22 protein-coding genes, 2 pseudogenes and 1 other annotated feature are annotated in these 24657 nt (G+C 72.8%); of the genes and pseudogenes, 12 read left to right on the top strand and 12 right to left on the bottom strand.

Annotated elements, in window-relative coordinates:
- Nucleotides 1-261: 261 nt before the first annotated feature.
- The 9 genes from coxB to VQ02_RS14280 all read right to left on the bottom strand — a co-directional run bounded on the left by coxB (nt 262) and on the right by VQ02_RS14280 (nt 12004).
- Nucleotides 262-1329, bottom strand: a complete 1068-nt coding sequence (gene coxB / locus VQ02_RS14240) for a cytochrome c oxidase subunit II (RefSeq protein ID WP_048444862.1) — start codon at nt 1327-1329, stop codon at nt 262-264.
- Nucleotides 1329-1826 carry a hypothetical protein gene (locus VQ02_RS14245; protein WP_048444863.1) on the bottom strand — a complete coding sequence of 166 codons (498 nt, stop codon included), beginning with the start codon at nt 1824-1826 and terminating at the stop codon, nt 1329-1331. Before VQ02_RS14245 ends, coxB begins: the two co-directional genes overlap by 1 nt.
- Nucleotides 1819-2778 carry a hypothetical protein gene (locus VQ02_RS14250; protein WP_048444864.1) on the bottom strand — a complete coding sequence of 320 codons (960 nt, stop codon included), beginning with the start codon at nt 2776-2778 and terminating at the stop codon, nt 1819-1821. The genes VQ02_RS14245 and VQ02_RS14250 overlap by 8 nt, the downstream gene beginning before the upstream one ends.
- A complete protein-coding gene (locus VQ02_RS14255; protein ID WP_048444865.1) occupies nt 2775-3323 on the bottom strand; it encodes a c-type cytochrome in 549 nt (182 codons plus the stop codon). Before VQ02_RS14255 ends, VQ02_RS14250 begins: the two co-directional genes overlap by 4 nt.
- Nucleotides 3320-3835: a DUF3341 domain-containing protein gene (locus VQ02_RS14260; protein ID WP_048444866.1), complete on the bottom strand. Its 516-nt coding sequence runs from the start codon at nt 3833-3835 to the stop codon at nt 3320-3322. Before VQ02_RS14260 ends, VQ02_RS14255 begins: the two co-directional genes overlap by 4 nt.
- A 97-nt stretch (nt 3836-3932) precedes the next feature.
- Nucleotides 3933-5282, bottom strand: a complete 1350-nt coding sequence (gene nrfD / locus VQ02_RS14265) for an NrfD/PsrC family molybdoenzyme membrane anchor subunit (RefSeq protein ID WP_048444867.1) — start codon at nt 5280-5282, stop codon at nt 3933-3935.
- Nucleotides 5279-8089, bottom strand: a complete 2811-nt coding sequence (locus tag VQ02_RS14270; protein ID WP_048444868.1) for a 4Fe-4S dicluster domain-containing protein — start codon at nt 8087-8089, stop codon at nt 5279-5281. The genes nrfD and VQ02_RS14270 overlap by 4 nt, the downstream gene beginning before the upstream one ends.
- The gene (locus VQ02_RS14275; protein ID WP_048444869.1) at nt 8077-8736 is read right to left on the bottom strand and encodes a cytochrome c3 family protein; all 660 of its coding nucleotides are present in this window, start codon (nt 8734-8736) and stop codon (nt 8077-8079) included. The genes VQ02_RS14270 and VQ02_RS14275 overlap by 13 nt, the downstream gene beginning before the upstream one ends.
- Nucleotides 8737-9175: 439 nt before the next feature.
- On the bottom strand, nt 9176-12004 hold the full coding sequence (locus VQ02_RS14280; RefSeq protein ID WP_048444885.1) for a cation-translocating P-type ATPase: 2829 nt from the start codon (nt 12002-12004) through the stop codon (nt 9176-9178).
- Between the two features lie 158 nt (nt 12005-12162).
- On the opposite strand from VQ02_RS14280, the gene VQ02_RS14285 reads away from it, so the two are divergent.
- The 3 genes from VQ02_RS14285 (at nt 12163) to fixJ (ending at nt 15349) form a co-directional block, all read left to right on the top strand.
- Nucleotides 12163-13005: a universal stress protein gene (locus VQ02_RS14285; RefSeq protein ID WP_048444870.1), complete on the top strand. Its 843-nt coding sequence runs from the start codon at nt 12163-12165 to the stop codon at nt 13003-13005.
- Nucleotides 13006-13596: 591 nt separating this feature from the next.
- Entirely contained in the window at nt 13597-14751 is a 1155-nt protein-coding gene (locus VQ02_RS14290; RefSeq protein ID WP_048444871.1) for a sensor histidine kinase, read from the top strand.
- Nucleotides 14741-15349, top strand: a complete 609-nt coding sequence (gene fixJ / locus VQ02_RS14295) for a response regulator FixJ (RefSeq protein WP_048444872.1) — start codon at nt 14741-14743, stop codon at nt 15347-15349. The genes VQ02_RS14290 and fixJ overlap by 11 nt, the downstream gene beginning before the upstream one ends.
- A gap of 449 nt (nt 15350-15798) precedes the next feature.
- Here the strand turns inward: fixJ and VQ02_RS38175 are convergent, their stop codons facing one another.
- Nucleotides 15799-15939, bottom strand: a complete 141-nt coding sequence (locus VQ02_RS38175) for a hypothetical protein (protein ID WP_167350741.1) — start codon at nt 15937-15939, stop codon at nt 15799-15801.
- Between the two features lie 25 nt (nt 15940-15964).
- Nucleotides 15965-16114: pseudogene (locus tag VQ02_RS38180) on the bottom strand (transposase); the annotation flags it as partial.
- A gap of 77 nt (nt 16115-16191) precedes the next feature.
- On the opposite strand from VQ02_RS38180, the pseudogene VQ02_RS39145 reads away from it, so the two are divergent.
- The 6 genes and pseudogenes from VQ02_RS39145 to VQ02_RS38185 form a co-directional block, all read left to right on the top strand.
- Nucleotides 16192-16383, top strand: a pseudogene (locus VQ02_RS39145) (LysR substrate-binding domain-containing protein); the annotation flags it as partial.
- Between the two features lie 298 nt (nt 16384-16681).
- The gene (locus tag VQ02_RS37085) at nt 16682-16849 is read left to right on the top strand and encodes a hypothetical protein (RefSeq protein WP_157080623.1); all 168 of its coding nucleotides are present in this window, start codon (nt 16682-16684) and stop codon (nt 16847-16849) included.
- 179 nt (nt 16850-17028) lie between these two features.
- Nucleotides 17029-17646, top strand: a complete 618-nt coding sequence (locus VQ02_RS14320) for a glutathione S-transferase family protein (RefSeq protein ID WP_048444873.1) — start codon at nt 17029-17031, stop codon at nt 17644-17646.
- Nucleotides 17647-17702: 56 nt separating this feature from the next.
- Entirely contained in the window at nt 17703-19781 is a 2079-nt protein-coding gene (locus VQ02_RS14325; protein ID WP_048444874.1) for a 2Fe-2S iron-sulfur cluster-binding protein, read from the top strand.
- A gap of 94 nt (nt 19782-19875) precedes the next feature.
- The gene (locus tag VQ02_RS14330) at nt 19876-20340 is read left to right on the top strand and encodes a nuclear transport factor 2 family protein (protein ID WP_048444875.1); all 465 of its coding nucleotides are present in this window, start codon (nt 19876-19878) and stop codon (nt 20338-20340) included.
- A 27-nt stretch (nt 20341-20367) separates the two neighbouring features.
- Entirely contained in the window at nt 20368-20772 is a 405-nt protein-coding gene (locus VQ02_RS38185) for a hypothetical protein (RefSeq protein ID WP_167350740.1), read from the top strand.
- Nucleotides 20708-20831: a sequence feature (AL1L pseudoknot), on the bottom strand. (Overlaps the previous gene by 65 nt.)
- 420 nt (nt 20832-21251) lie before the next feature.
- Here VQ02_RS38185 and VQ02_RS14335 read toward each other — a convergent pair.
- A complete protein-coding gene (locus tag VQ02_RS14335; RefSeq protein WP_048444876.1) occupies nt 21252-22157 on the bottom strand; it encodes a LysR family transcriptional regulator in 906 nt (301 codons plus the stop codon).
- Between the two features lie 122 nt (nt 22158-22279).
- On the opposite strand from VQ02_RS14335, the gene pxpA reads away from it, so the two are divergent.
- Genes pxpA through VQ02_RS14350 form a run of 3 tightly spaced genes read left to right on the top strand, consistent with a single transcriptional unit; the run spans nt 22280 to nt 24648 of the window.
- Entirely contained in the window at nt 22280-23014 is a 735-nt protein-coding gene (gene pxpA / locus VQ02_RS14340) for a 5-oxoprolinase subunit PxpA (protein ID WP_048444877.1), read from the top strand.
- A 24-nt stretch (nt 23015-23038) separates the two neighbouring features.
- A complete protein-coding gene (locus VQ02_RS14345) occupies nt 23039-23281 on the top strand; it encodes an acetyl-CoA carboxylase (RefSeq protein ID WP_048444878.1) in 243 nt (80 codons plus the stop codon).
- 5 nt (nt 23282-23286) lie between these two features.
- Entirely contained in the window at nt 23287-24648 is a 1362-nt protein-coding gene (locus tag VQ02_RS14350; protein WP_048444879.1) for an acetyl-CoA carboxylase biotin carboxylase subunit, read from the top strand.
- Nucleotides 24649-24657 lie beyond the last annotated feature (9 nt).

The following is a 24657-nucleotide window of genomic DNA, read 5'->3' on the forward strand; positions in this document are numbered from 1 at the left end:
CCTCTCCCCGCGGGCGGGGAGAGGGTCGAGCCCCCCTCGTCGGGGGCGAGACGAGGCGGCAGCCGACGGTGAGGGGGCTTCTCCGGAAGCGGCGCCTTCGGCACCACCCCCTCACCCTCGCGGCGAACCTGCGGTTCGCTGCTCGCCGTGCTCCCTGAACAGGAGCACGGCCCTCTCCCCGCCCGCGGGGAGAGGAGAAACCCGCGCTTTCTTGGGCAGGGTCGAGGGAGGGGCGGGGCGCCTGCCCGGCAGCGGCGGCGCTCATGGCCGCGACCCCGGTTCCGGCGGCGCGGGCACGTCGAGCACCGGGGCGCCCGGCACCATCGCGGGGCTGCGCGCCCGCACGTCGCCGGGGACGTTCGAGCGGACCTCCGGGGTCCCGAGTTCGCGCACCACCCCCGGCTCGGAGCCGAGCGCGCGGATATAGGCGGTGATCGCCTGGATCTCGCCGTCGTCGAGGAGGCCGGCATAGCTCGGCATGACGGGGGCGTAGCCCGCCACCACGTCGCGGCCAGGCTGGAGGATCGAGTCGCGGATGTAGCCTGCGTCGGCGGTGGCGAAGCGGTCGCCCTCGAGGGGGACCGGGCGCTCCCAGATTCCGGCGAGGCTCGGCGCGTGCACCCGTGATCCCGGCGCGTGGCAGCCGGCGCAGCCGCGCTCGGAGAACAGCCGCTCACCCTGGTGGGCGAGGTCGTCGCCCTCCGGTTGCGCCGAGAGCCAGCGCGCATATGCCTCGGGCTCCATCACGATGACCCGGCCGAGCATCCGGGCGTGGTCGGTGCCGCAATACTCGGTGCAGAGCAGGTGGAAGGTGCCGGTCTTGGTCGCCTGGAACCAGGCCTCCGTCTGCTGGTCGGGCAGCACGTCGCGCTTGAGCCGGAAGGCCGGCACGAAGAACGAGTGGATCACGTCCTGCGAGGTCATGATGAGCTTGACCGGCGCGTTCACCGGCACGTGCAGTTCGTTGATCTCGCGGGCGCCGTTCGAGGCCTGCGCCTTCCACATCCACTGCTTGGCGACGACGTGGATCTCGATGGCGTTCGGCGGCGCCGAGTAGGCGCCGATCTGGGCCGAGGCCGCCCACCAGAACACGAACACGAACAGGAAGATCGTCGCGGCGGTCCAGCCGATCTCGAACTCGCGCGAGACGATGTCCGGCAGGGGGTGGCGGTCGACCCGCGAGCCGCGCCGGAAGCGGATCGCGAAGACCAGGATCAGCCCGACCACCAGGGCGAGGATCAGGGCCGAGGCGATGGTGAGGCCGAGGAAGATCCGGTCGGTCAGCACCGCCTGGACGGAGGCCGTCTCCGGCATTAGGCGCCCGAACATCAGCGCACCTCCTTCGGCGAGGCCGCCTCGTTGGGCGAGGCAGCGACGCTGCCGGGCGGCAGCAGGGGGCTCGCGGCGGCGCCGCGGCTGCCGAGCGGCGGCACGCGCTCCGGCTGGAGCGGGGCGGCGTAGGCCTCCGCCCCGCGCTCCGCGAGGCGCCGCATCGCGTCCGCCACCGGCATGCGGGCGATGCCGTGCGCCTGGTCGACCCAGCCGTAGCTGTCGAGGCGCCGGCGCTGGTTGGCGACGAGCCGCGCCAGGTCACCTTGCGGGTCGCGCTGCAGGGCGGGGCCGGCGAAGGTGCGGGCCGGCTCGGTGTTCGGGCTGGTGATCACCGTGTCGCGGTAGACGCGCAGGGCCGCGAGGGTCACGGCGACGAAGACCACGATGAACAGGCCGGTGAGCAGCACCGGCTTCACGCGGATGTCGGGCGCCTCCGGCGGCCCCTCGGCATGGCCGACCGCGTCGTCGCGCACGGAGGCGGATGTCTCAGGCATGGCCGAGCCTCCGTCCGAACCGACCGGCGAGGCGCAGGGCGAGGAGCGCGACGACGACGAGGGCGACGAGCCACAGGCCGGCGGCGACCGCCGCTCCGCCGGCGCCCGGCCCCCAGGCGGGCAGGACCAGCCAGCAGAAGCGCAGGACGAGCCCGACGAAGACCAGGAGGCCGACGAGCCGCAGGGCCCCGGGGCTGCGGCGCACCGCCCCGAGGAGCAGGAGCAGGAACGGGACGATCCCGCCCGCGGCGATGGCCGCCCCGACCAGGGCCGGGTAGGGGACCGCCTCGCGCCGCAGGTAGTAGGCGGCCTTCGGCGGCAGGTCGCCGTACCAGGCGACCACGTAGGACATCAGGCCGATATAGAGCACGCCGAGGAGCGTCGCGAGGAGGAGGTTGGCGAGGTCGGGGGCGGTCGTCCGATCAAGCCCGCGCGGGCTCGCGACGGCGGCGAGCGCGAGCGCGGCGAGCAATTGGTGCAGGGCGAACCCGGCGCCGAAGGCCGAGGAGGTGAAGCGGGGCTCCAGCGAGAGGATCCAGTCCACCGGCACGAGGCTGATGGTCAGGCCGTAGAAGGCGAGGCCGAGGCCGGCGACGAGCCGGGAGCAGCGCCCCGAGAGGACCAGCCAGGCCAGCACCGACCAGCCGAGGAGCGCGACCGCCCCGCGGGCGGCGAACGAGCCTGCGTTGAGGTAGAGGGCCGCGACGTCCGGCTTCACCGCGCCCGGATCCGCGGCCCACGGGTAGAGCGCCGGCAGCGCCGGCGCCACGCCGAGGAAGCCGAGGGCGACGAGCGGCAGGAGCGCGGCGGCCGGGCGCAGGACCGGCGCCAGCGCCTCGCCCCAGCGCCCGCCGGTGATGCGGTGGATGAGCAGCAGCACCAGGCTGCCGGCGGGCGCGGCGCCGAAGGCGATCCAGGCGAGGAGCCAGCCGCGGGCGAGGGCCTCGGTCACGGGCGGCCTCCCGGTGCTGTGTCGGCCGGGATCCTCTCCGCCAGCCCCGGCACCTCGGCGACGCGGGCGCCCTGGGAGAGCTGGAGGGCGCGGATATAGGCGGCGATCGCCCAGCGGTCCCGCGGCTCCACCCGGTTGGCGTACCGATACATCGTGCCGTAGCCGTTGGTGATGACGTCGACGAAGTAGCGGGCAGGCGCGGCCCGCAGGCGGTCCTCGTGGTAGGAGGGGGGCTTCGGAAAGCCGCGGGCGACGATCATGCCGTCGCCGTGGCCGGTGAGCCCGTGGCAGGGCGTGCAGATCGCCTCGTAGCGCTCGCGCCCGCGCTGCAGCAGGGCGGCGTCGACGGGGGGCGGATCGGTCAGTGCCGCCTCGTCGGCGAGCGCGCCCTGCTGCAGCGTCCCGTCCGGTGGATGGCGGGCCTCGGCCCCGTCGGCCCAGAGGTCGGCGCGGCGATAGACGTCGTAGCGCTTCTGCTGCGCCATCGAGAGGTCGTCGCAGGCGGTCAGCAGCAGCATCGCGAGGAGCAGGAGCCGGCGGGTCACGGATGCGTCTCCGCCACCAGGCCGGCGCCGGCCTCCTCGAGGAGCCGGCGCAAGGCGGCCGGCTCGCCTTTCGGGGCGACGAGGAGCAGGAAGCGGTCCTGGCTCGCCCGCTCGAATTGCGGCATCACGAACAGCGGGTGGTGCAGCCGCGGCAGCCCGCAGGTGACGAGGAGGCCTGCGAACCCGGCGATGGCGGCCGCCAGCACCCCGACCTCGAACGGCACCAGGAGGAAGACCTGCCAGCTGTGCAGCGGCCGGCCGCCGGAATTCAGCGGGTAGTCGTGGACGGCGCTCCACCATTGCAGGGCGTACATCCCGGCCGCCGCGCCGAATCCGGCGAGCGCCATGGCGGGCCGGATCCAGCGCGGGGCGGGGTCGAAGGCGTCCGCGAGCTCTTCGAGCGGGAACGGCGTGAAGGCGTCGATGGCGCGGTGGCCCTCGCTCTTCGCTCGGCGGTAGGCCGTGACGAGGGCGTCGGGGGTCTCGAACTCGGCGAGGAGGGGCGTGGTCACGGGCGCACCTCCCGGGAAAAGGCGCACCGGCCGCCGCCAACCCTCCCCCCTCTGCGGGGGGTGGGTTGGCGGTGGCGCTCACGGCATCCGTCACCCATCACGCCGCCCCCTCGTCCCGCGCCAGCTGCCGGACCTCGTGCATCGAGACGATCGGCAGCAGGCGCGCCAGCACCAGGAACAGGAAGGCGAACAGACCGAGCGGTCCCACCAGGATCGCGAGGTCGTACAGGCTGGTGTGGTAGGTCCGCCAGAGCGTGACGGCGTGGCCGTGCGAGAGCGTGTTCCAGACGATCAGGATCCGCTCGAGCCACATGCCGATGTTGATCAGGATCGAGATCCCGGCGAGCCACCACAGGTTCCGCCGTACCCGGCGCCACCAGAGCGCCTGGGGCGCGAGGCAGTTGCAGAACAGCAGCAGGCCGTAGAGCGGCGCGTAGTCGCCGGTGAAGAAGTAGCCGATCACCGTGCGGTCGGCGTGCTCGCCGCCGTACCAGGCCGTGAACCACTCGGTGGCGTAGGAGAACGCCATGACGATGCTGGCAAACAGCATCACCTTCGCCATGGCGTCGAAGTGGGCCGGCGTGATCATCGCCTGGAGGTTCAGGCCCCAGCGGATCAGGATCGCCAGCACCACCACCATGGCGAAGCCCGAGAACATCGCGCCGACGACGAAGTAGGGCGGGAAGATGCTCTCCTGCCAGCCGGGCATCAGGCTCGCGGCGAAGTCGAGCCCGACGATCGAGTGGACCGAGCAGACGAGGGGCACGGCGAGCGCCGCCATGGTCAGGTGGTAGGTCTCGTAGGCGCGCCAGTGCCGGGCGGAGTTGCGCCAGCCGAGCGCGAGCGCCCCGTAGATCACCCGGCCGGCCCGCGTCCGCGCGCGGTCGCGCATCGTGGCGAGGTCCGGCAGCAGGCCGGTGAACCAGAACAGGGCGGAGAACAGCAGGTAGCTCAGGATCGCCCAGAAGTCCCAGACCAGGGCCGAGCGCCATTGCGGCCACAGATCCATGGTGTTCGGGTAGGGCGCGAGCCAGTAGGCGTAGAGCGGCCGGCCGAGATGGATGATTGGAAACAGCCCGGCGATGGCCGCGGCGAACAGGGTCATCGCCTCGGCGAAGCGGTTGATCGAGGCGCGCCAGCGCTGGCGCGTCAGCAGCAGCATCGAGGAGATCAGCGTGCCGGCATTGCCGATGCCGATCCACCAGACGTAGTTCGCGATCGAGAAGCCCCAGACCACGGTGGTGTTCACCCCCGACAGCCCGATGCCGACCGTGAGCACCGCCCCGATGGCGCCGAGCGTCAGCAGGACGAGCGGCAGGGTGCACAGGAGCGCGATCGCCCAGGCGCGGCCGAAGCCGGTGCGCTGGATCGGATCGGCGATGGCCGCCGAGATCGCTCCGTAGCCGAGGCGCTCGGCGTCGATCAGCGGGTGGGGCTGCCCGCTCACGTCCGGTCCTCCCGCAACGGATTGCGCAGCTCGGCGAGGTAGGTGGTGCGGGGCCGCGTGTTCAGCTCCGCCATGAGGGCGTAGTGGCGCGGATCCGCGCGTTGCGCCGCGACCGGGCTTCCCGGCGCGTTGAGGTCGCCGAAGCGGATCGCCCGCGTCGGGCAGGCGGACTGGCAGGCGGTGGCGACTGCGCCCATCGGGCGCCCGTCGCGCTCGGCGGCCTGGCGCTCGTTGGCGATGCGCTGGACGCAGTAGGTGCACTTCTCCATCACGCCCCGGGCCCGGACCGTGACGTTGGGGTTGCGCTGCGCCCGCACCGGCTCGGCGCCGAGGCTGGCGTATTCCTGCCCGTCGGCGTAGCCGAAGAAGTTGAAGCGGCGCACCTTGTAGGGGCAGTTGGCCTCGCAGAAGCGGGTGCCGACGCAGCGGTTGTAGACCTGCAGGTTCAGCCCCTCGCCGTCATGGACCGAGGCCGCCACCGGGCAGACCGGCTCACAGGGCGCGTGCTCGCAATGCATGCACGGCACCGGCTGGAACCCGGCCTCGATCCGCTCCGGTTTCCCTGCGTCGTAGATGTCGACGCGCAGCCAGTGCATCATCCGGCCGCGGGCGATCTCCTCCGGCCCGACCACCGGCACGTTGTTCTCGGACTGGCAGGCGATCACGCAGGCGTTGCAGCCGATGCAGGCCATGGTGTCGATCACCATGCCCCAGGCGTGGCCGTCGGCGTCGCCGGTCCAGGGCTCGAGGAGCGTGGGCTGGTCCGAGCCGTCGCCCTTCGGCTCGGCCGAGGCGAGCGCCGCGAGGTCGATGCGCGGAAACAGCTTGTCCGTCTCGCCCTCGATCTGGGTGTAGGCCTGGGTCCGCAGGATCTCGCGCGTCCCGTCCAGGGCCGTGAGGCTCACGTCGCGGATCACCCGCGCCGCGCCGGCCTGCATGAGGCGATAGCCGTCGACCCCGATGCCGTTGCCGATCTGCCCGGCCCGGGCCCGGCCGTGGCCGAGGCTCAGCCCCGCCACCCCGTCGGCGACGCCCGACACGACCGCCACCGGGGCGATCAGCGAGGAGCCGCGCACGGTCAGGCTCACGGTCTGGCCGTCCCGCACGCCGCGTCGCGCCGCCTCGCCGTGCGAGAGGAGGAGGGCGTTGCCCCAGACCTGCTTCGTCACCGGGTGCGGGCATTCCTGCAGCCAGGCGTTGTTGGCGCAGCGCCCGTCCCACAGGGCCGGATCGGGGGTGAGGGTGAGGGTGAGATCGCAGGGCGCGGGCGCGGGCGGCAGCGTCGGCAGGGCGGGCTCGGGCAGGGCGACGGGTGCGGCGGCGCTGCCCGGGATCGTGCCGTCATGCAGGCAGCGGCGCCACCAACCCTCGAAGTCGCCCCCGGCCGGGCGGGGGTGATCCTGCCAGGTTTCCCGGACGATGTCGTAGCCGCGCCGCGCCTCGGCGCCGGTGAGCAGGTTCAGGATCTCGTGGACCGAGCGGCCGCCGTAGAGCGGGCGCACCAGGGGCTGGACCAGGCTCGCGGTGCCGTCCGTCGCCCGCAGGTCCGACCAGGATTCGAGGTCATGGGCGAGCGGCAGGTGCCAGTGCGTCGCCCCCGCGGTCTCGTCGGCGTGGGTGCCGATCTGGACGCTGAACCCCACCCGCCGCAGCAGCTCGGAGAAGCCGAGACCGGCCGGGGCGGTCTGGACCGGGTTCGTGCCGAGGATCGCGAGGCAGGACACCTCGCCGGCCGCGATGTCGCGGGCGAGGTCCGCGATGTCTCCCGGCTCGTGGCCCGGCGGCGAATCCGGCGGCGCGATCCACGCGACCGGCGCGGCGAGGCGGGCGTTGAGCCAGTGTGCGAGGGCGTGGAAGGCGGGCTCCAGGGCCTCGCCGACGAGCACCACCGCGCGCTCCCGATGCGCCCGCAGGTCGGTCAGGATCTGCTCGGCGAAGCGCCGCTCGGGCTCGGGCAGGGCGGGCGCGGGCAGGCCGGCGCCGAAGCCGTTGGCGAGATGGACGAGGAGGGCGGCCGTCACCGGCGGCGGCACGGCGCGGCGCGCATCGGCCTTGATGCCGGTGAGGGTCGGCAGGCCCTCGGCGGCGTAGAGCCGGCCGAACCGGGCCGGGTCGCGCCGGCGCTCCATCAGGGCGGAGGACAGGCGGATCTGGTCCGGCCCCGGCCCGAGGGGGTCGGCCTCGAGGCAGACCACGACCTCGGCCCGGTCCAGAAGCGGCAGGGCGCGCAAGCGGCGCCCGAAGGCCAGGGCGGCGCCGGCCCGGGCGTTCGCCTCGTCGAGCGGCTCGTGGACGTGCCAGGCGGCGTCCGGCATCGCCTCCCGCAGGGCCGCGATCTGGCGCAGCAGCGTCGGCGAGGTGACGCGGCCGGTGAGCAGCCGGAAGCCGGCGCCTCCTCGCGCCCGCGCCTCGGAGAGCGGCCGGGCATAGGCCTTGCCGAACGCCTCCCAGGAGGCGATGCCGGCGACGCGCTCGCTCGGCGCGCGGGAGCGGTCGGGATCGTAGAGGTCGAGGATTGCGGCTTCGAGGAAGACGTCCGTGGCGCCGCGGCTGCCGGGATGGAGCGGGTTGCCCTCGATCTTGATCGGCCGGCCGTCGACCGCGATGGCGTGGATGCCCCGGGCCCAGCCGGAGAGGGGAAGCGCCGTGGCGTAGCGTGCCGGCACCCCGGGCAGGAGCTGCTCGGGCTGGCGCACGTAGGGAAGGATCTCCTCGTCGGGCCGGGAGCACCCGCCGGCGGCGAGCGCGATGCCGGCGCCGAGGAGCCGCAGGGCCTCGCGGCGGTGGAGGCCCGTCAGCGGTGGCATATCGAGCACTCGCCGAGCCGTGCCGGGGACTTGACGTGGTAGGCGGCGGCGAGGCGGGCGCCCTGCTCCGCCTGGTCCTCCGGCGGCGTCCAGGTCATGTCGAACACCGCCTCGCGCGGCCGAAGGTTCGGGGCCGGGTTGCGGTGGCAGTCGAGGCACCAGCCCATGGTCAAGGGAGCGACCTGCCGCACCAGCTTCATGGTCTGGATCGCCCCGTGGCAGGTCGAGCAGCCGACGCCCTTGGCGACGTGCACCGAGTGGTTGAAATAGACGTAGTCCGGCAGGGCGTGGACCCGCCGCCAGACCAGCGGCCGGCCCTCGGCCAGGCTCGAGCGCACCGGCGCCAGCATCGGCGCGTTGGTCCAGATCTGCGAATGGCAGCTCATGCAGGTCTCCGTCGGCGGAATGCCCGCGAAGGCGGCCTTCTCGACCGAGGTGTGGCAGTAGCGGCAGTCGATCCCCAGCCCGCCGACATGGTGCTCATGGCTGAACGGCACCGGCTGCTCGCGGGTCACGTCCTGGGCGGTGGCGTAGGGCGAGCGCCACAGGGTGGTGGCCAGCCCGACCGCGAGGACCGGAACGACGGCGATGCCCGCGAGGGTCACGCGCGCCAGGGTATCCGCGCCGGGACGAAAGATCTGCGCCATTCCGCCTGCGGTCTCGCACCTCGGTCCCCGAGCGGCGTCCGGGACCCGCTTCCGCGTAGGAATACCTGGTACGTGTATTTGGGTTCCCTCATCCCGAACGAGATGTCGCAGGCTGTGGCTGCGCCGTCACGGGCCCGGGCCGGAGGGAGGAACCGCGTCGACGCGGCGCCCCCGCCCGGGGCCGGCGCAAACATCGGGAGGCATGTCGGGAGCGGGCTTCGGGGCGGGTCCGCGACCGGCACCCCCCTCGACAGAGAACCCTGGCGACAACGGCTCGGTGCGTCCGCGCGGCAGGATCATGCCGTGCCGCTGGTCCATGGGTTCGGCCGCGTGCTGCGCGTCGGCGAGCCGGACCGCACCCAATCTGGGGCAGCCGGCCGGGCGGTGAGATCGATGCGTCGGACCGCTCGATCCGAGCGCCGTCGTCGCCCGGCCGTTCTCAGCATCCCGGAGCGCCGCGCCGCATCGCGCGGACCACCGCCTTTCTCAGCTCCTCGAGAACCGGGACGGCGCTGGCGGCGGCTCCGCAGAACAGCCAGTCGCCGGCGCTCAGGCTCACCGTCGAGAAGCCCTGCTGAAGGATGGGCGTGTAGACGACGGCGACCTGGAGCAGGAGGGACAGGAGGATCGCGCCCCAGAGCCAGCGGTTCCGGAACAGGCCGTCGAACGCGCTCGCATCGGCGGAGCGCGCGTTGAGCACGTTGTAGAGCTGGGACAGGACGAGGGTCGTGAAGGTCATCGTCTGCGCGTAGCGCAGCGTGCCGGTGCCCGCGACGAGCCCGCCGGGCAGGCAGGCATCGAGCACGAACAGGCTGCTCGACGCGGTCACGACGCCGACGAAGCCGATGCTCCACCACATCGAGCCGGTCAGCACGCCCTCGTCCCTGGGGCGCGGGGGCCGCGTCATCACGGCCGGGTCCACCGGATCGACCGCGAGGGCGAGGGCCGGCGCGCCATCGGAGACGAAGTTGATCCACAGGATCTGCGTCGCCAGCAGCGGCAGCACCACCTCCCCGGTGCCCAGGGACAAGCCGAGGACGGGGGCCAGCACGACGCCGAAGGCCACCGTCGCCACCTCGCCGAGGTTCGACGACAGCAAGTAGCGCAGGAACTTGCGGATGTTGGAGAAGATCGCCCGGCCCTCCTCGACGGCCGCCACGATGGTGGCGAAGTTGTCGTCGGCAAGGACGATGTCGGCCGCCTCCCGGGACACGTCCGTGCCGGTCAGCCCCATGGCGATCCCGATATCGGCGGCCTTCAGGGCGGGTGCGTCGTTCACGCCATCGCCCGTCATGGCGACGACCAGGCCGTTGCGTTGCAGCGCTCGCACGATCCGCAGCTTGTCCGCGGGATCGACCCGCGCGTAGACGGAGACGGTGCGCACGGCCTCGTCGAGCTCCTCCGGCGACATCGCGGCGAGCTGCGCACCCGTGACGGCGGACCCGTCGCCCAGGATGCCGAGCTCGGCCGCGATCGCCGCGGCGGTGCGCGGGTCGTCGCCCGTGATCATGACCGGCCGGATGCCGGCCGCCCTGGCGCGGGCGACGGCCTCGCGCGCTTCCGGGCGGGGCGGATCGCTCATGCCGACGAGGCCGAGGAAGACGAGATCCTGCTCGACGCAGCCGTCCGGCGGCGCATCCTCCGGCATCCGCCGCTGGGCGAGGCCCAGGGTGCGCAGGCCGGCGCCGGCGAGCGCCGCGGTCGCGGCGAGGATCGCGTGGCGGCGCTCCGGCATGAGCGGCCGGTCCTGCCGGCCGACGCGCTCGCGCGAGCAGCGCGACAGCACGACGTCCGGCGCGCCCTTCATGGCGACGAGCCGCCGGCCGTCCTCTCCCGCCTCGCGGTGGACCGTGCTCATCCGCCGGCGCTCGGACGAGAACGGGATCTCGGCGACGCGCACGAAGCGGCGGCCGACGGTCTCGGCGTCGAGCCCGGCGTCCCGCGCGGCGACGAGCAGGGCGCCCTCGGTCGGGTCGCCCTGGACGGTCCAGCCGCCCTCGTGCGGCTGCAGGACGGCGTCGTTGGCCAGGAAGCCCGCGAGGAGCGCCTCGTCCACCTCGGACCGGAGCCGCTCGTCCTGGTCGGAGCCGGCCGGCGCGCCGTCGGCCCGGTCGAGCGCGACGCGTCCGCTCGCGGTCACGACCGTCCGGACCGTCATCTCGTTGCGGGTGAGCGTGCCGGTCTTGTCGGACGCGATCACGTCGGCCGAGCCCAGGGTCTCCACCGCCGCGAGGCGGCGCACGATCGCGCGCCTGCGGGCCATGCGCAGCACGCCGAGGGAGAGGGCCGCGGTCACGATCGCCGGCAGGCCCTCCGGCACCGCCGCGACCGCGAGCGCCACCGCCAGGATCAGCACATCGAGCAGGGCCGGCACGGTCCTGACCTCCTCGACGAGCACCAGGGTCGTCGTCATCGCGGCGGCGATCGCGACGACCGCGATCCCGAGGCGCCGGCCAAGCCGGGCGAGCGCGGCCTGAAGCGGCGTGGTCTCGTCCGTCGTCTGCTCCAGCATGCCGGCGATGCGCCCGAGCTCGGTTCGCATCCCAGTCGCCGTCACGACGGCCAGACCCCGCCCGGTGCTCACCGCGGTGCCGCTGAACACCATGTTGCGGCGCCCGGCCAAGCCTGCCGCCGCATCCGTGCCGCCGGCGAGGGGCGCCGTGTCCTTCGGGACCGGAACGCTCTCGCCCGTCAGGGCAGCTTCGGTCGTCCGAAGGGCGCTCGCCTCGATCAGCCGCGCGTCGGCCGGGATCGCGTCGCCCTCCTCGAGCCGGATGATGTCGCCCGGCACCAGATCCGTGGCCGGGACCTCCAGGCGGGTCCCGTCGCGGATGACGCGGGCCCGGGCGGCCGACATCCGCCGGAGGGCCGCGATGGCCTGCTCGGCCCGCGCCTCCTGGACGTAGCCCATCGCGGCGTTGAGGAGCACGATGGCCAGGATGGCGAGGGCCTCGAAGGGCAGACCGGACCTGCCCTCGTGAAGCTCCTCCCGGAGCCAGACCCCGGCCGAGACGACGGCGGCCGCGACGAGCAGCAGGACCAGGGGGTCGGCGAATTGTGCCAGCAGCTTGCGCCAGGCCGGAACCGGCGGCAGAGACCGCAGCGCGTTCGGGCCCCAGCGCCCGACCCGGGCGCGCACCTCGGCCGAGGGTAGCCCGGAGGCGGCATCGACGCCCAGGGCGGCCAGGACCTCGTCCGGGGGCAGGCGCTCGGCCGCGAGCGCGCCGCCGCCGGGCTCGCCGCGGCTCCCTCGGGTCGCGGCCGTCATCATCTGCTCGCTCATCGGGTGTCCTCGTCGGTCGGCCGCGATCGGCCTTGGCGCCCGGTCCGACCGCACGCCCGATCGGGCAGGGTGTCGTTGATCCAGCGCAACGTGGACGTGCACCAAGCTGCTAGACTTCCGGCACCGGACATTGCGGGGCAGCCATGATCGAGACTCTGCGCAACATCCTCATCGCGCTGACGAAGCGTCTCGACGACGAGACCCCTTCGAGCGCGCTCGCCTACGGCCTGTCGCTGGCCGAGCGGTCGCAGGCGCGGGTGACGGTCCAGGCGATCTCGGTGCGGCTCGTCGTGCCGAATGCCTGGATCAGCCGCTTCGTCGGCATGGTCGTCGCTGCCGAGAACCAGCGGCTGCGGAGCCTGGCCCAGGCCGCCGCCGAGCGGGCCCGGAGCGACGCTGCGGCCGCCGGGATCCTGTGCACCACCGAGACGGAGCACCTGCCGTACGACCGCCTGCTCGCGAGCTTCTCCCGGCAGGCGCGGCTCCACGACGTCGTCGTGATCGACGCGGAGCCGCGCATGCTGACGAGCGACCGCGGCCTGATCGAGACCCTGCTCTTCGAGAGCGGTCGCCCGCTGATCGTCGTCCCGCCCGGCTGCGAGAGCTTCACCGCGCGCCGCGTCCTCATCGCCTGGGACGGCAGCGCCCAGGCCGCCCGCGCCATGCACGACGCGCTGCCGTTCCTCCGGCAGGCCGAGCACGTCGAGATCGTCTCGGTCGTCGGCGAGAAGGACCTGTCGCACTCGGTCCCGGGGGCGGAGGCGGCCCCGTGCCTGGCGCATCACGGCGTGGCGGTGACCGTCACGGATCTTCCGGCCGCGGACGGGGACGTCGCCGGCGCGTTGCGCCGGCACGCGACGGAGGCGCAAGCCGACATGATCGTGATGGGCGCCTTCGTCCACTCGCTCCTGCGCGAGATGGTGCTCGGCGGGGTGACGCAGGACATGCTGCGCTCCTGCCCGGTCCCGCTCCTGATGGCACATTGAGGCAGGTCGCGACGGCGAAAGCCTGCCCGGCCCGAGCGGGCCATCAGCCCGCTCGGCGCATTGGCCGCCTGCACCCGTTCCGGCCTGCCTCGCGAGATGTTCGACAACCCGCAGGAAGCCGTGGGGCCGCGCCGTCGGAGACACTGCGCGGCGGATCGACCACGGGCCGGCAGGCCCGCCGGAGCGCGGGTCGCCTCGCCGGCGCGCCGCCGAAGGATCGAGGGGACGGCCCCGTCGTGCGCGTCGCGCCATCGTGACGGCGCACCTCGGATCATGGCGCAGCGCCTCGCCATCGACCTGTCGGCGGCAGAGCATCCGGCCGGGGTCACGGGCTTCCGCGCCGGCGCTCCTTGTGCCTTCCGGCGAGTCCGTTCGACGGCACGACGAAACCACCGAACATTCGCGGGCGGTGATCGCGCTCGCCGATTGATCGGCCGGACGCGGCCGGAACAGGATGCTTGAGTGGAGCGGGTCGAAATCGAGAAGACATTTTTATCAATTCATAATATCGAGGTGGAAAATCTGCGGCAATGATGACCGATGGTCCTGGTTCGGGGATTTCCCCTCTGTGCTGAGACGGTGAGCCGCCCGATGACCGCACCCGGCACGGATCCAGGCGGTGACGGCGTGCTGACCGCTGGCGAGCTTCGGCAGACCCTCGACGAGGTCGGCGTCTGCACCTGGTCGCTGGATGTCGCGGAGGGCCAGGTCACCGCGTCGCCGGCCTGCGCCCGCCTGTTCGGCGTCCCGCTCGACCGGTTGTCGACCTTCGCCGAGATCCAGGCCCTGGTGCATCCGGATGATCGCCGCGGCTGGGAGGACGCGATCCAGCGCACCCTGAGGGCGGGTGGCGCCTACGAGTTCGATCACCGCGTCGTGCGGCCGGACGGGGAGGTGTGCTGGCTGCGGTCGCGCGGGCGGGTCCACCTCGCCGCGAGCGGCCGGGCCTGCCGGTACCGCGGGACCATCGTCAGCATCGACGAGCACCAGCGGATCCATGCCCGCCTGCAGGAGCTCCAGTCCGAGCTGGTCCACGTCTCGCGCCTGAGCGCGATGGGCGAGATGGCTTCCACCCTGGCCCACGAGCTGAATCAGCCGCTCGGCGCCATCACCAACTACACCAAGGGCTGCCGCCGCCTCCTCGCCCACCCCGACACCGACACCGTCGCCACGGCGGTGGAGGTCCTCGACAAAGTGGCCGAGCAGGCGCTGCGGGCCGGCCAGATCATCCGCCGGCTGCGCGATTTCGTCGCCCGCGGGGAGACCGAGAAGCGCGTCGAGCCGGTTGCGCGGCTGATCGAGGACGCCTGCGCCCTGGCCATGGTCGGGTCCCGCGAGCAGGGCATCGCCCTGCGCCTCGCCCTGGACAAGCGGGTCGGCTCCGTCCTGGTCGATCGCGTCCAGGTCCAGCAGATCCTGGTGAACCTGATCCGCAACGCCCGCGAGGCCATGATGCACGGCCCGCGCCGCGGCCTCGGCATCGACGCGCGGCTCGTCGCACCCGACATGGTCGAGATCGCGGTCTCGGACACCGGGCCCGGGATCGCAGCGGAAGTGGCGGAGCGGTTGTTCCAGCCCTTCGTCACCACCAAGCCGGGCGGCATGGGCGTCGGTCTCTCGATCTGCCGCACCATCAGCGAGGCGCATGGCGGGCGCCTGGAGGTCGAGCGCAACGGGTCCGGCGGCGCGACCTTCCGGCTGACCCTGCCGGCGACGCAGGACGAGGAGCCGGCCCATGGCGGCTGAGCTGGTGCACGTGGTGGACGACGATCCCGCGATGCGGGACTCGCTCGCCTTCCTGCTCGACACCGCCGGTTTCGCGGTGCGGCTCTACGAGACCGGGACCGACCTGCTCGACCGGCTCCCGAGAGCGGCCGCGGGCTGCGTCCTGACCGACATCTGCATGCCGGGCATCGACGGGCTCGACCTCATCCGCCGCCTGCGAGAGGTCGGACACAGGCTGCCCGCGGTGGTGATGACGGGCCACGGCGACGTCCCGCTCGCCGTCGAGGCGATGAAGCGCGGGGCCTGCGACTTCGTCGAGAAGCCGTTCGACGACGAGGTGCTCCTGCGGGCGTTGCGCTCCGCGCTGGCGCCCGGCCGTCCGGCGGAGGCGGCCGATCCCGCGGTGCAGGACTTCCTGCGGCGGGTCGAGACCCTCAGCGAGCGCGAGCGGCAGGTCCTGGACCGCCTGGTCGGAGGCGCCACCAGCAAGGAGATCGGCCGTGCGCTCGACATCAGCCCGCGCACCGTGGAGATCTACCGGGCGAAGCTGATGGCGAAGACGCACGCGACGAACATTCAGGACCTGGTGCGCCGGGCGGTGCTGGCCGGCCTCGCATGACCTCTCGGAAGCGGGGCATGGGCCTGGGCGGCACGTGAGGCCGGCCCCGACTTCGAGGCAGGCCTCGGGCGCGAGGGAGGTCGAGGCGATGGCCGGCGCGGTGCCCGGGGGCCCAGGGCTCGCCCCCGGATCCCGCTCCCCACCGCCGGCACCCCGTCGCGCGCATCGACCATCTCCGTCGTGGATCTTCAAGACCGGACATCCGAGGAGGTCCGGCCTCACGGGGCAGCCCACCGCGGGATTTCGCGGGCGCGGCGGCTTTGCGCGGAGCGGCCCAGTGCGTCGCCACGGGAGGGTACGGCACGCTGTCCCCGTTCCGGCTGCACGCGAAGCCTCGCCGGATTACGAGCGGGCGGCGTTGATCTGGCGCAATGCGGCGAGGGTGATGTGGCGGCAGGAACGGGAGCATGCCGGACTGGGGATTGGGATTGCCCTGTTTCCGTGGACGGTTATGGGGCTTGGCTGAGCAGGGTCCCGGTCGCAGGTTTTGGGCGATGCTCCTGTTCGTAGACGAGGGGTGAGCGGTAGCCCAGGGCGGAGTGGCGCCGCACCGGGTTGTCGAAGCCCTCGACGTAGCGGAAGAGGGCCATGCGGGCCTCAGGCCGGGAGTGGATCCTGCTGGTTGGCCTCGGCCACCCCGCTGCGGATGGCCTGGGCCGACGGCGCGAACTCGCGGGCGAGATCGGTCGGATCGCGCCCGGCGCGGACCAACTCGGCCATCTGGCGGCGGAACTCCGCCGGGTACGGGGGACGGGTTCTCGGCATGGCAAACACACCTCACGCGAAAGCGCTCTGGGTGTCCACCGATCCGGGGCAATCCCAGCCGCTACGGCGATCGCTACGTGGCCCTCGTCACGGAAGGCTTCGATTGCGCCATCCGGGTCGGCTACCTGCCGGACTCGATCCTCGTCGCGCGCCGCATCGGGTCCTTCTCCGTGCGGCTGTTCGCGAGCCCGGACTACGTCGCCGCGCACGGCACCCCCGAGACGCCGGAGGACGTACCCGGGCACCCCGCCGTGATGATCGGCCCGGAGACCTGGACGTTCGGTGCCGGAGGCAAGTCGTCATGCCGCACTACGCGCTTCCCTCCATCGGCATGTTCGTCGTGCGCCCGCCGGGACAGCACCCGTCGCGCAAGGTGCAGACCCTCACCGACCTGATGATCGAGGGCCTCGGCCGTTGAGGCCCTCCGCCGCGGTAGCGGATGTCCTCCCGAGGCGCCGGCCGCGTCAGCGGCGTCCTGCATCCAGGGACGCAGAGTGGCAGATCGGGTGGCTGTCGAACGCCTCGGGCACCTGGAGCAAGCGCGTCGAGGATGCGGCCATCACCCGGATGGTCCAGGCCGGCATCGTGCCGATCAACCGGGTCGCGATCGGCGCGGAGCTCCTTGCGCATTGGCAGTCCGCCGCCGGCGAGGCGCATGCCACGCTGATGGGCGACCACCTGCCCTTCGCCGGCAACAACCAAGCCGGCTTCCTGGCCGCGAAGGCTCAGGCGTAGCGGTCCTGGGGGGGCCGGGCACCCACCGCCGCGTGACGGCCGGTCCCCATCGCTCCTGATTGTTCCGCTCGCGACAACAATGAACTGACGAGAGCGAGCATTCTCGCCGTAACCCGACCGGAGCACCTTGTCCCTGCGGTTCGGGACATCGCCCGGCCACCAAGTCAGGGATCACGATCATGAAGCTCTACCACCATCCGCTCTCGGGCCACGCGCACCGGGCCCGCCTGTTCCTCTCCCTGCTCGGCGTGCCCCACGAGGCCATCGAGGTCGACCTGAAGGCCGGCGCGCACAAGACGCCCGAATTCCTCGCCCTCAACCCCTTCGGCCAGGTGCCGGTGCTCGACGACGACGGCACCGTCGTCGCCGACTCGAACGCCATCCTCGTCTACGTCGCCCGCAAGCTCGGGCGCACCGACTGGCTGCCGCACGATGCCAGGGGCGAGGCCGCCGTGCAGCGCTGGCTGTCGGTCGCGGCCGGCGAACTCGCCTACGGACCGGCGGCTGCGCGCCTCGTCACCGTGTTCGGCGCCAGGTTCAACCCGGAGGAGGTGATCGGCCGGGCGCACGTCCTGCTCGGCCGCCTGGAGGCGCATCTGACCGGCTGGGACTGGCTGGTCGGCGAGCGCCCGACCATCGCGGACGTCGCGCTCTACAGCTACCTGGCGCGCGCGCCCGAGGGCAACGTCGACCTCTCCGGCTATGCCGGCGTCACCGCGTATCTGCGCCGGATCGAGGCCCTGCCGGGCTTCCTCCCCTTCGCCCGGACGTCGGCCGGCCTCACGGCCGCCGCATGACCGCGGGTCCGGGCGCGCCAGGAGGCGCGCCCGACCGAACCGGACGGGAGAGCACCATGAGCGACGATGTGACGATGGCGAGGCCCCCAGGCGCGAAGCCCTCGCCCTGGCACGCGGGCGAGAAGGCCATCCAGGAGCAGGTCGGCGTGGCCGACCGCATGGAGGAGGTGGGACGGCGCGTGGTGCGGGACTTCATGCCCGACCAGCACCGCGCCTTCTACGCCCAGATCCCCTTCATCGTCGCCGGCAGCGTCGACCAGGAGGGCGATGCCTGGGCGACGCTGGTTGCCGGCGGTCCCGGTTTCATCGCCTCGCCGACGCCGACGGCCCTCGACCTCGCGGTGCGGCCCGATCCGAGCGACCCGGCGAGCGCGGGGATGCGCGACGGGGAGGCCGTCGGGCTCCTCGGGATCGAGCTGCACACCCGCCGCCGCAACCGCGTCAATGGCGTCATCCGGGCGACCACCGGCGGCGTCCTGCACGTCGCGGTCGACCAGAGCTTCGGCAACTGCCCGCAATACATCCAGCGGCGCGACGTCGCCGTCGTCCGCGACCCGCACGAGCCCTTCGCGGGCCTCGTCGAGGCGAGCGCCGGGCTCGACGCGGACGCGCGCGCCGCGGTCGAGGCCGCCGACACCTTCTTCGTCGCCTCCTACGCCGAGAGGGACGGCCGCCGGCAGGTCGACGTCTCGCATCGCGGCGGCAAGGCCGGCTTCGTCCGGGTCGCGGAGGACGGCGCGCTCACGATCCCCGACTTCGCCGGCAACCTGTTCTTCGCGACGCTGGGCAACATCCTGCTGAACGGCAGGGCCGGCCTCGTCTTCGCCGACTTCGCGACCGGCGACCTGCTGCAGATGACCGGCGATGCCGCGGTCGTCCTGTCCTCGCCCGAGATCGCCGCCTTCCAGGGCGCCGAGCGGCTGTGGACGTTCCGGCCGCGCCGGGTCGTGCGGCGGCGGGGCGCGCTGCCCCTGCGCTGGACCTTTCGGCAGGACGGCTGGTCACCCAACTCCCTGATGACCGGCGACTGGCGCGAGGCCGCCGACCGGCTCCGCGCCGCCGACCTCGCGACGCAATGGCGCCCGTTCACGATCACGCGGATCGTCGACGAGAGCCGCGCGATCCGCTCGTTCCACCTCGTGCCGGCGGACGGGTCCGGGCTCATCCCGCACCAGGCGGGGCAGCACCTGCCGATCCGTCTGACGCTCCCCGGCGCGGACAAGCCCGTCCTTCGCACCTACACGCTGTCGGTCGCGCCCTCGGACGCGGTCTACCGGATCAGCGTCAAGCGCGACGGGGCGGTGTCGCGCCACCTGCACGACACGCTGCGCGTGGGTGACGTGATCGAGGCGCGCGCGCCGGCGGGCGGCTTCACCATCGATGCGCATGCCAGGCGGCCCGCCGTGCTGCTGGCCGGCGGCGTCGGCATCACGCCGCTCCTCGCGATGCTGCGCCACGTCGTCTACGAGGGCCTGCGCACCCGGGGCATCCGGCCGACCACCCTGATCCAGGCCGCCCGAACCAAGGAGGAACGGCCTTTCGACCGGGAGCTGGCCGAGCTCGCCGCCGCGGCCGGAGGCGCGGTCAGGGTCGTGCGGGTGCTGAGCGCGCCCGGGATCGCGGTGGAAGGTGTCGACTACGACGCTGTCGGGCGTATCGACATGGCGCTTCTCGCCCGCGTCCTGCCGTTCGGGGACTACGACTTCCATCTCTGCGGTCCGCCAGCCTTCACGCAGGCGCTCTACGACGGCTTACGCGGCCTGAACGTTTCCGACGACCGCATCCACGCCGAGGCGTTCGGCCCCTCGTCGCTCGTCAGGAGCGTGCCGGGCGCCGTCGAGGCGGCCAAGCTGGCGCCCGCGTCGACGCAGCCGGTCCCGGTCGCCTTCGTGGATTCCGCGAAGGAGGCGCGGTGGATGCCGGGCTCGGGGACGCTGCTGGACCTCGCCGAGGTGCGGGGCCTCAGCCCGGAGTACAGCTGCCGGGCCGGGATCTGCGGCACCTGCAGGACGAAGCTCCTGAAAGGTGCCGTCACCTACACGAAGGTGCCCACGGCGCCTCACGCGGACGACGAGGTGCTGATTTGCTCGGCCATCCCGGCCGAGCGCAGCGGGCCCGTGCATCTGGCTCTCTGACCCGATGCGATTGCCGAGATCGCGGCGACCCGGGGCGGACGGTGCGGCTGCCCGCCTTCGCCTGTCACCACCCCGCGAACCCGAGGAGAAGCCGATGACCCGTCCCCCGCTGCCGCCGTTCACCGAGGAGAGCGCGATCGAGAAGGTCCGCCTGGCCGAGGACGGCTGGAACAGCCGCGACCCCGCCAAGGTCGCCCTGGCCTACACGACCGACACCCGCTGGCGAAACCGCGTCGAGTTCCTGACCGGCCGGGAGGCGGTCGAGGCCTTCCTGACCCGCAAGTGGAACCGCGAGCTCGACTACCGGCTGATCAAGGAGCTCTGGGCCTTCGCCGGCAACCGCATCGCGGTGCGCTACGCCTACGAGTACCACGACGACAGCGGCCAGTGGTTCCGGGCCTACGGCAACGAGAACTGGGAGTTCGCCGGGGACGGGCTGATGCGCACCCGGCACTCGAGCATCAACGAGCACCCGATCCGCGAGGCGGAGCGCCGGTTCCGCTGGCCGCTCGGGCGCCGGCCAGACGACCATCCCGGCCTCAGCCATGTCGGCTTCTGAGCGTCCTCACAAGACCGGAGCGCCGCCATGTCCTCCTTCACCCTGGACGGGCGCGTGCGCCTGTCCATCGCGCTCGCCCTGGCCGATGGCAATGGCGACCGGCCCGTTTGTCCGGAACGGGAAGCGGAAGCCCGGGGGCTAGGGATGTGCGGCGCCGAGATCGACGCCGCGCGCCGGGGCCGGAGCTTCGACGCGCGGACGTCGCGGGCGCTGGTGCTGGCCCTGGTGGTGGCCGCACGTGACGGCGAGCGCCTGCCGGAAGAGCGTGCACGGGCAGTCAGGTCTGGCATTCCTGCCGAGGTCTGCCGCGCGATCGAGAGCCTCGCCGCAGAACTCGCTGGCCCGGTAGCGGCACCGGACGCCCGGACGGAGCGATCGGCAGCCCCCTGCAGATCGGCTCGCCTCCGTAGACCTCCCGATGCTCGTCGATGACGGAGATCATGGCCACGACATGAGCGCCTTGATCCGCTCGCGCTCGTCCGTGGCAGGCTGCGGGCACGCAGAAGCCTCCGCAGCGACCTCCGGCATACCGTGGTGCGCGTCGCGCCCGCGCGGCCGGGTTCCAGAGATGATGGGCGACGAACTGCAGCGCCACCGCCGCGGGCGCCGGCCAGGGGAGGGGAGATCCCGTGGCGGCCTGGGCCAAGTCCTTGAGGTAGCCGAGATCGGAAGCCAGTGCCCGCAGGGTGTTCCGGCCCATGCCGGAGCAAGCGAGGCGCTCGCGTGCGTTGAAGGGCGGGAGAGGCCGGCGCGCGTCAGGTCGCGCTCCCGGGCGAGTGTCGGATCCGGCGGGCAGATAGGGGAGGGATCGAACATGGCGGACGGGCGCTGCAATTGGGAACCGGATCGCATCCAAGCGGATCTTCGGCCTTGCGCCCGTCACCATCGGCAACCAGGCTTCCGACGAAGCCTCAGCCCTGCCCCGCACAGGCGAGGTTCACGAACTCGCGAAACGTCCTGGCGGCGGGGGTGAGCTCCGTGTCGGCCCGCCAGGCGAGCCCGACATCCATGGTCGGGATGTCGTCCTCGACCTGGCGCCGCTCCAGCCGCTGGCCCTCCAGGGACCAGGGCCGGTAGACGAGGTCGGAGAGGATCGTGACGCCCATGCCGGCCGCCACCATGCTGCGCACCGACTCGACGGAGGAGGTCCGGAAGCTCACCTCGGGGCGGAACGGGGTCAGGGCCCAGTAGCGCCCGGCGGTGTGGCCAGCCTCGTCGACCGTGAGCATGATGTAGGGGTGGCGGGCGACGTCGCTCAGGCCCACCCGGCCCTGGCGCAGGAGCGGGTGCTCGGCGGGCAGCCACAGCCGGCGCCGCGAGCGGATGAGGGTCTCGGAGGCGAGCGCGTCGCGTGCCTGGAGGTTCGAGACCAGCATGACCGCGATGTCGAGGGCGCCGTCGAGCAGCGCCTGCTCGATCACGTCGCGCGGCGCCTCGAACAGGCTCACCGTCACGCCCGGGAAGCTCGAGGCGAAGCGGGCGTGGTGGCGCGGCAGGAAGTAGCCCGACACCGTGTAGGTCACCCCGACCCGGACCGTGCCGGTGACGGCCGCGCCCGCCGCACGCGGCTCGCGCACCGCCTCGGCCACCGCCGCCATGATGTTGCGGCCGTGGAGCAGGAAGCGGTTGCCCTCCCGCGTCAGGGCGACGCCGGCCGCGTGACGCTCGAGCAGGCGCACGCCGAGGATCGTCTCGAGTTGCTGCACCGCCGCCGTCACGGCGGATTGTGACACGTTCAGCTCGACGGCGGCCTGCGAGATGCGGCCGGATTCCGCCGCCGCGATGAAGTAGCGGATCTGCTTGAGAGAGATCGACATGCCCGGTCCCCGACCGGGCGAACGGTATCGGATTTTTCGAAAACGGGCACGCAGATTTCCGATTTTACAATGGAGCGAACCCTTGCAACTCTCCGGTCCGCGATCCAGCCGGAGGCATCCCGATGGTCTCGATCAACTGCGACATGGGCGAGGGCTTCGGCATCTGGCGCCTCGGCGACGACGCCGGCCTGATGCCCCACATCCACATCGCCAACGTCGCCTGCGGCTTCCACGGCTCCGACTTCAACCACATGCGGGCGACGGTGCGGATGGCGAAGGCCGCCGGCGTCGCGGTCGGCGCGCACCCGTCGCTGCCCGATCTCCAGGGCTTCGGCCGGCGCGAGATGAAGATCGGCCGCGAGGAGCTGACGAACTGCCTGATCTACCAGATCGGCGCGCTGAAAGGGTTCCTCGACGCGGAGGGGATGCCCCTCAACCACATCAAGCCGCACGGCTCGCTCTACGGCATGGCGGCGCGCCAGCCCGACATCGCTCAAGCCGTCTGCGACGCGGCCGACATCTTCCGGGTGCCGATCCTCGGCATGCGCGGCACGCTGCACGAGAGCGTCTATCCGGCGCGGGGCCACACCATGGTGGCGGAGTTCTACGCCGACCTCGACTACGCTGACGACGGCAGCCTGATCATCACCCGCGAGCACCCGCCAGTCGAGGCCGAGGCCGGCACCGCCCGCTGCCTGCGCGCCCTGCGCGAGGGCGTGGTGGCGACGGTCGGCGGGCGGGACGTCCCGGTCGGCTGCGAGAGCATCTGCATCCATTCCGACACGCCGGGGGCGGCCGACCTCGCCCGCACCCTGCGCCAGGCCCTCCGCCGGGAGGGGCTGGAGCACGCGGCCTGACCCTTCATCGACGCAAGGACGACCATGGCGCTCAAGACCATCCAGGCCCCGATCCCGGGCACCTTCTACCGCGCGGCCAATCCCGGCGACCCGCCATTCAAGGCCGAGAACGACGCGGTCGCCGTCGGCGACACGGTCGGTCTGATCGAGGTGATGAAGACCTTCACGCCGGTCCTCGCCGAGGAGGCCGGCACCCTGCGGGCCTTCCACGTCGAGAACGAGGATGCAGTCATGGCCGGCCAGCCGCTCTACGACCTCGAGTTCTGAGCGACATGGCGATCCGTCGGATCTTCGTCGCCAACCGGGGCGAGATCGCCCTGCGCATCGTCCGCGCCGCCCGCGAGCTCGGGATCGCCACCGTCCAGGCGGTGAGCGCCGCCGACCGGGAGATGCTCCCCGCCCGCCTCGCCGACGCCGTCGCGCCGATCGGCCCGGCCCATGCCGGCAAGTCCTACCTGAACAAGGAGGCGGTCCTGCGCGCCGCGCTCGAGAGCGGCTGCGACGCGGTCCATCCGGGCTACGGCTTCCTGTCGGAGAATGCCGACTTCGCAGGGCTGGTCGAGGAGGCGGGCCTGACCTTCATCGGCCCGACGCCTGAGACGATCCGCCAAATGGGCGACAAGGCGACCGCGCGGTCGGTCGCCGCGCAGGCCGGCGTGCCGACCGTGCCGGGCAGCGAGGGCCGGATCGAGGGGCTGGACGAGGCCCGGGCGGCGGCGGCCGCGATCGGCTTCCCCGTCATGATCAAGGCGGCGGCCGGCGGCGGCGGGCGCGGCATCCGGGTGGCGCGGGGGCCCGACGAGCTCGCGGCCCTGGTCCCGCAGGCGGCGGCCGAGGCCAAGGCCGCCTTCGGCGACGGCGGCCTCTACCTCGAGCGCTTCGTCGGACGCGCCCGCCACGTCGAGGTGCAGGTGCTCGGCGACGGGCGGGACGCGATCCATCTCTTCGAGCGCGAATGCTCGCTCCAGCGCCGGCGCCAGAAGGTCTGGGAGGAGGCGCCCGCCGCGTGCCTCTCGCCGGAGACCCGCGAGGCGCTGTGCACGTCGGCGGTGCGGCTGGCGAAGGCCGTCGGCTATCGCGGCGCCGGCACCCTCGAATACCTGTACGACGCCGGGACCGGCGCGTTCTTCTTCATCGAGATGAACACGCGCATTCAGGTGGAGCACCCCGTCACCGAGATGATCACCGGGATCGACCTCGTGCGCGAGATGATCCGGATCGCCGGGGGCGAGCCCTTGCGGCTGTCGCAAGGTGACGTGCGGCCGCGGGGCCACGCGATCGAGGTCAGGATCAACGCCGAGGACCCGTCTCGCGGCTTCCAGCCGGCGCCCGGCACGATCACGGCCCTGAGCCTGCCCGGCGGGCCCGGCGTGCGCGTCGATACGATGCTCTATCCCGGCTACGCGGTCCCGCCCTTCTACGATTCGCTGCTGGCCAAGCTCGTCGTTCACGACGAGACCCGCGAGGCGGCGCTCGCCCGCCTCGGCCGGGCGCTCGGGGAGCTCGCCGTCGAGGGCCTGCCGACCACCGCCGCCCTGCACCGGGCGCTTCTCGCCGATCCGGCGGTACGGGCGGGCGACGTGCATACCCGCTGGCTCGAAGCCTGGCTCGACGCCCATCCGCTCACCCCCTGAGAAGGAAGC

Source organism: Methylobacterium variabile, assembly GCF_001043975.1.
Lineage (GTDB): Bacteria > Pseudomonadota > Alphaproteobacteria > Rhizobiales > Beijerinckiaceae > Methylobacterium > Methylobacterium variabile.

Excerpts from the sequence above, each read along its gene's own strand:
- coxB (WP_048444862.1), bottom strand. The coding sequence starts at position 1,329 with ATGTTCGGGCGCCTAATGCCGGAGACGGCCTCCGTCCAGGCGGTGCTG.
- VQ02_RS14245 (WP_048444863.1), bottom strand. The coding sequence starts at position 1,826 with ATGCCTGAGACATCCGCCTCCGTGCGCGACGACGCGGTCGGCCATGCC.
- VQ02_RS14270 (WP_048444868.1), bottom strand. The coding sequence starts at position 8,089 with ATGCCACCGCTGACGGGCCTCCACCGCCGCGAGGCCCTGCGGCTCCTC.
- VQ02_RS14275 (WP_048444869.1), bottom strand. The coding sequence starts at position 8,736 with ATGGCGCAGATCTTTCGTCCCGGCGCGGATACCCTGGCGCGCGTGACC.
- VQ02_RS14280 (WP_048444885.1), bottom strand. The coding sequence starts at position 12,004 with ATGACGGCCGCGACCCGAGGGAGCCGCGGCGAGCCCGGCGGCGGCGCG.
- VQ02_RS14285 (WP_048444870.1), top strand. The coding sequence starts at position 12,163 with ATGATCGAGACTCTGCGCAACATCCTCATCGCGCTGACGAAGCGTCTC.
- VQ02_RS14290 (WP_048444871.1), top strand. The coding sequence starts at position 13,597 with ATGACCGCACCCGGCACGGATCCAGGCGGTGACGGCGTGCTGACCGCT.
- fixJ (WP_048444872.1), top strand. The coding sequence starts at position 14,741 with ATGGCGGCTGAGCTGGTGCACGTGGTGGACGACGATCCCGCGATGCGG.
- VQ02_RS38175 (WP_167350741.1), bottom strand. The coding sequence starts at position 15,939 with ATGGCCCTCTTCCGCTACGTCGAGGGCTTCGACAACCCGGTGCGGCGC.
- VQ02_RS37085 (WP_157080623.1), top strand. The coding sequence starts at position 16,682 with ATGGTCCAGGCCGGCATCGTGCCGATCAACCGGGTCGCGATCGGCGCG.
- VQ02_RS14320 (WP_048444873.1), top strand. The coding sequence starts at position 17,029 with ATGAAGCTCTACCACCATCCGCTCTCGGGCCACGCGCACCGGGCCCGC.
- VQ02_RS14325 (WP_048444874.1), top strand. The coding sequence starts at position 17,703 with ATGAGCGACGATGTGACGATGGCGAGGCCCCCAGGCGCGAAGCCCTCG.
- VQ02_RS14330 (WP_048444875.1), top strand. The coding sequence starts at position 19,876 with ATGACCCGTCCCCCGCTGCCGCCGTTCACCGAGGAGAGCGCGATCGAG.
- VQ02_RS38185 (WP_167350740.1), top strand. The coding sequence starts at position 20,368 with ATGTCCTCCTTCACCCTGGACGGGCGCGTGCGCCTGTCCATCGCGCTC.
- VQ02_RS14335 (WP_048444876.1), bottom strand. The coding sequence starts at position 22,157 with ATGTCGATCTCTCTCAAGCAGATCCGCTACTTCATCGCGGCGGCGGAA.
- pxpA (WP_048444877.1), top strand. The coding sequence starts at position 22,280 with ATGGTCTCGATCAACTGCGACATGGGCGAGGGCTTCGGCATCTGGCGC.
- VQ02_RS14345 (WP_048444878.1), top strand. The coding sequence starts at position 23,039 with ATGGCGCTCAAGACCATCCAGGCCCCGATCCCGGGCACCTTCTACCGC.
- VQ02_RS14350 (WP_048444879.1), top strand. The coding sequence starts at position 23,287 with ATGGCGATCCGTCGGATCTTCGTCGCCAACCGGGGCGAGATCGCCCTG.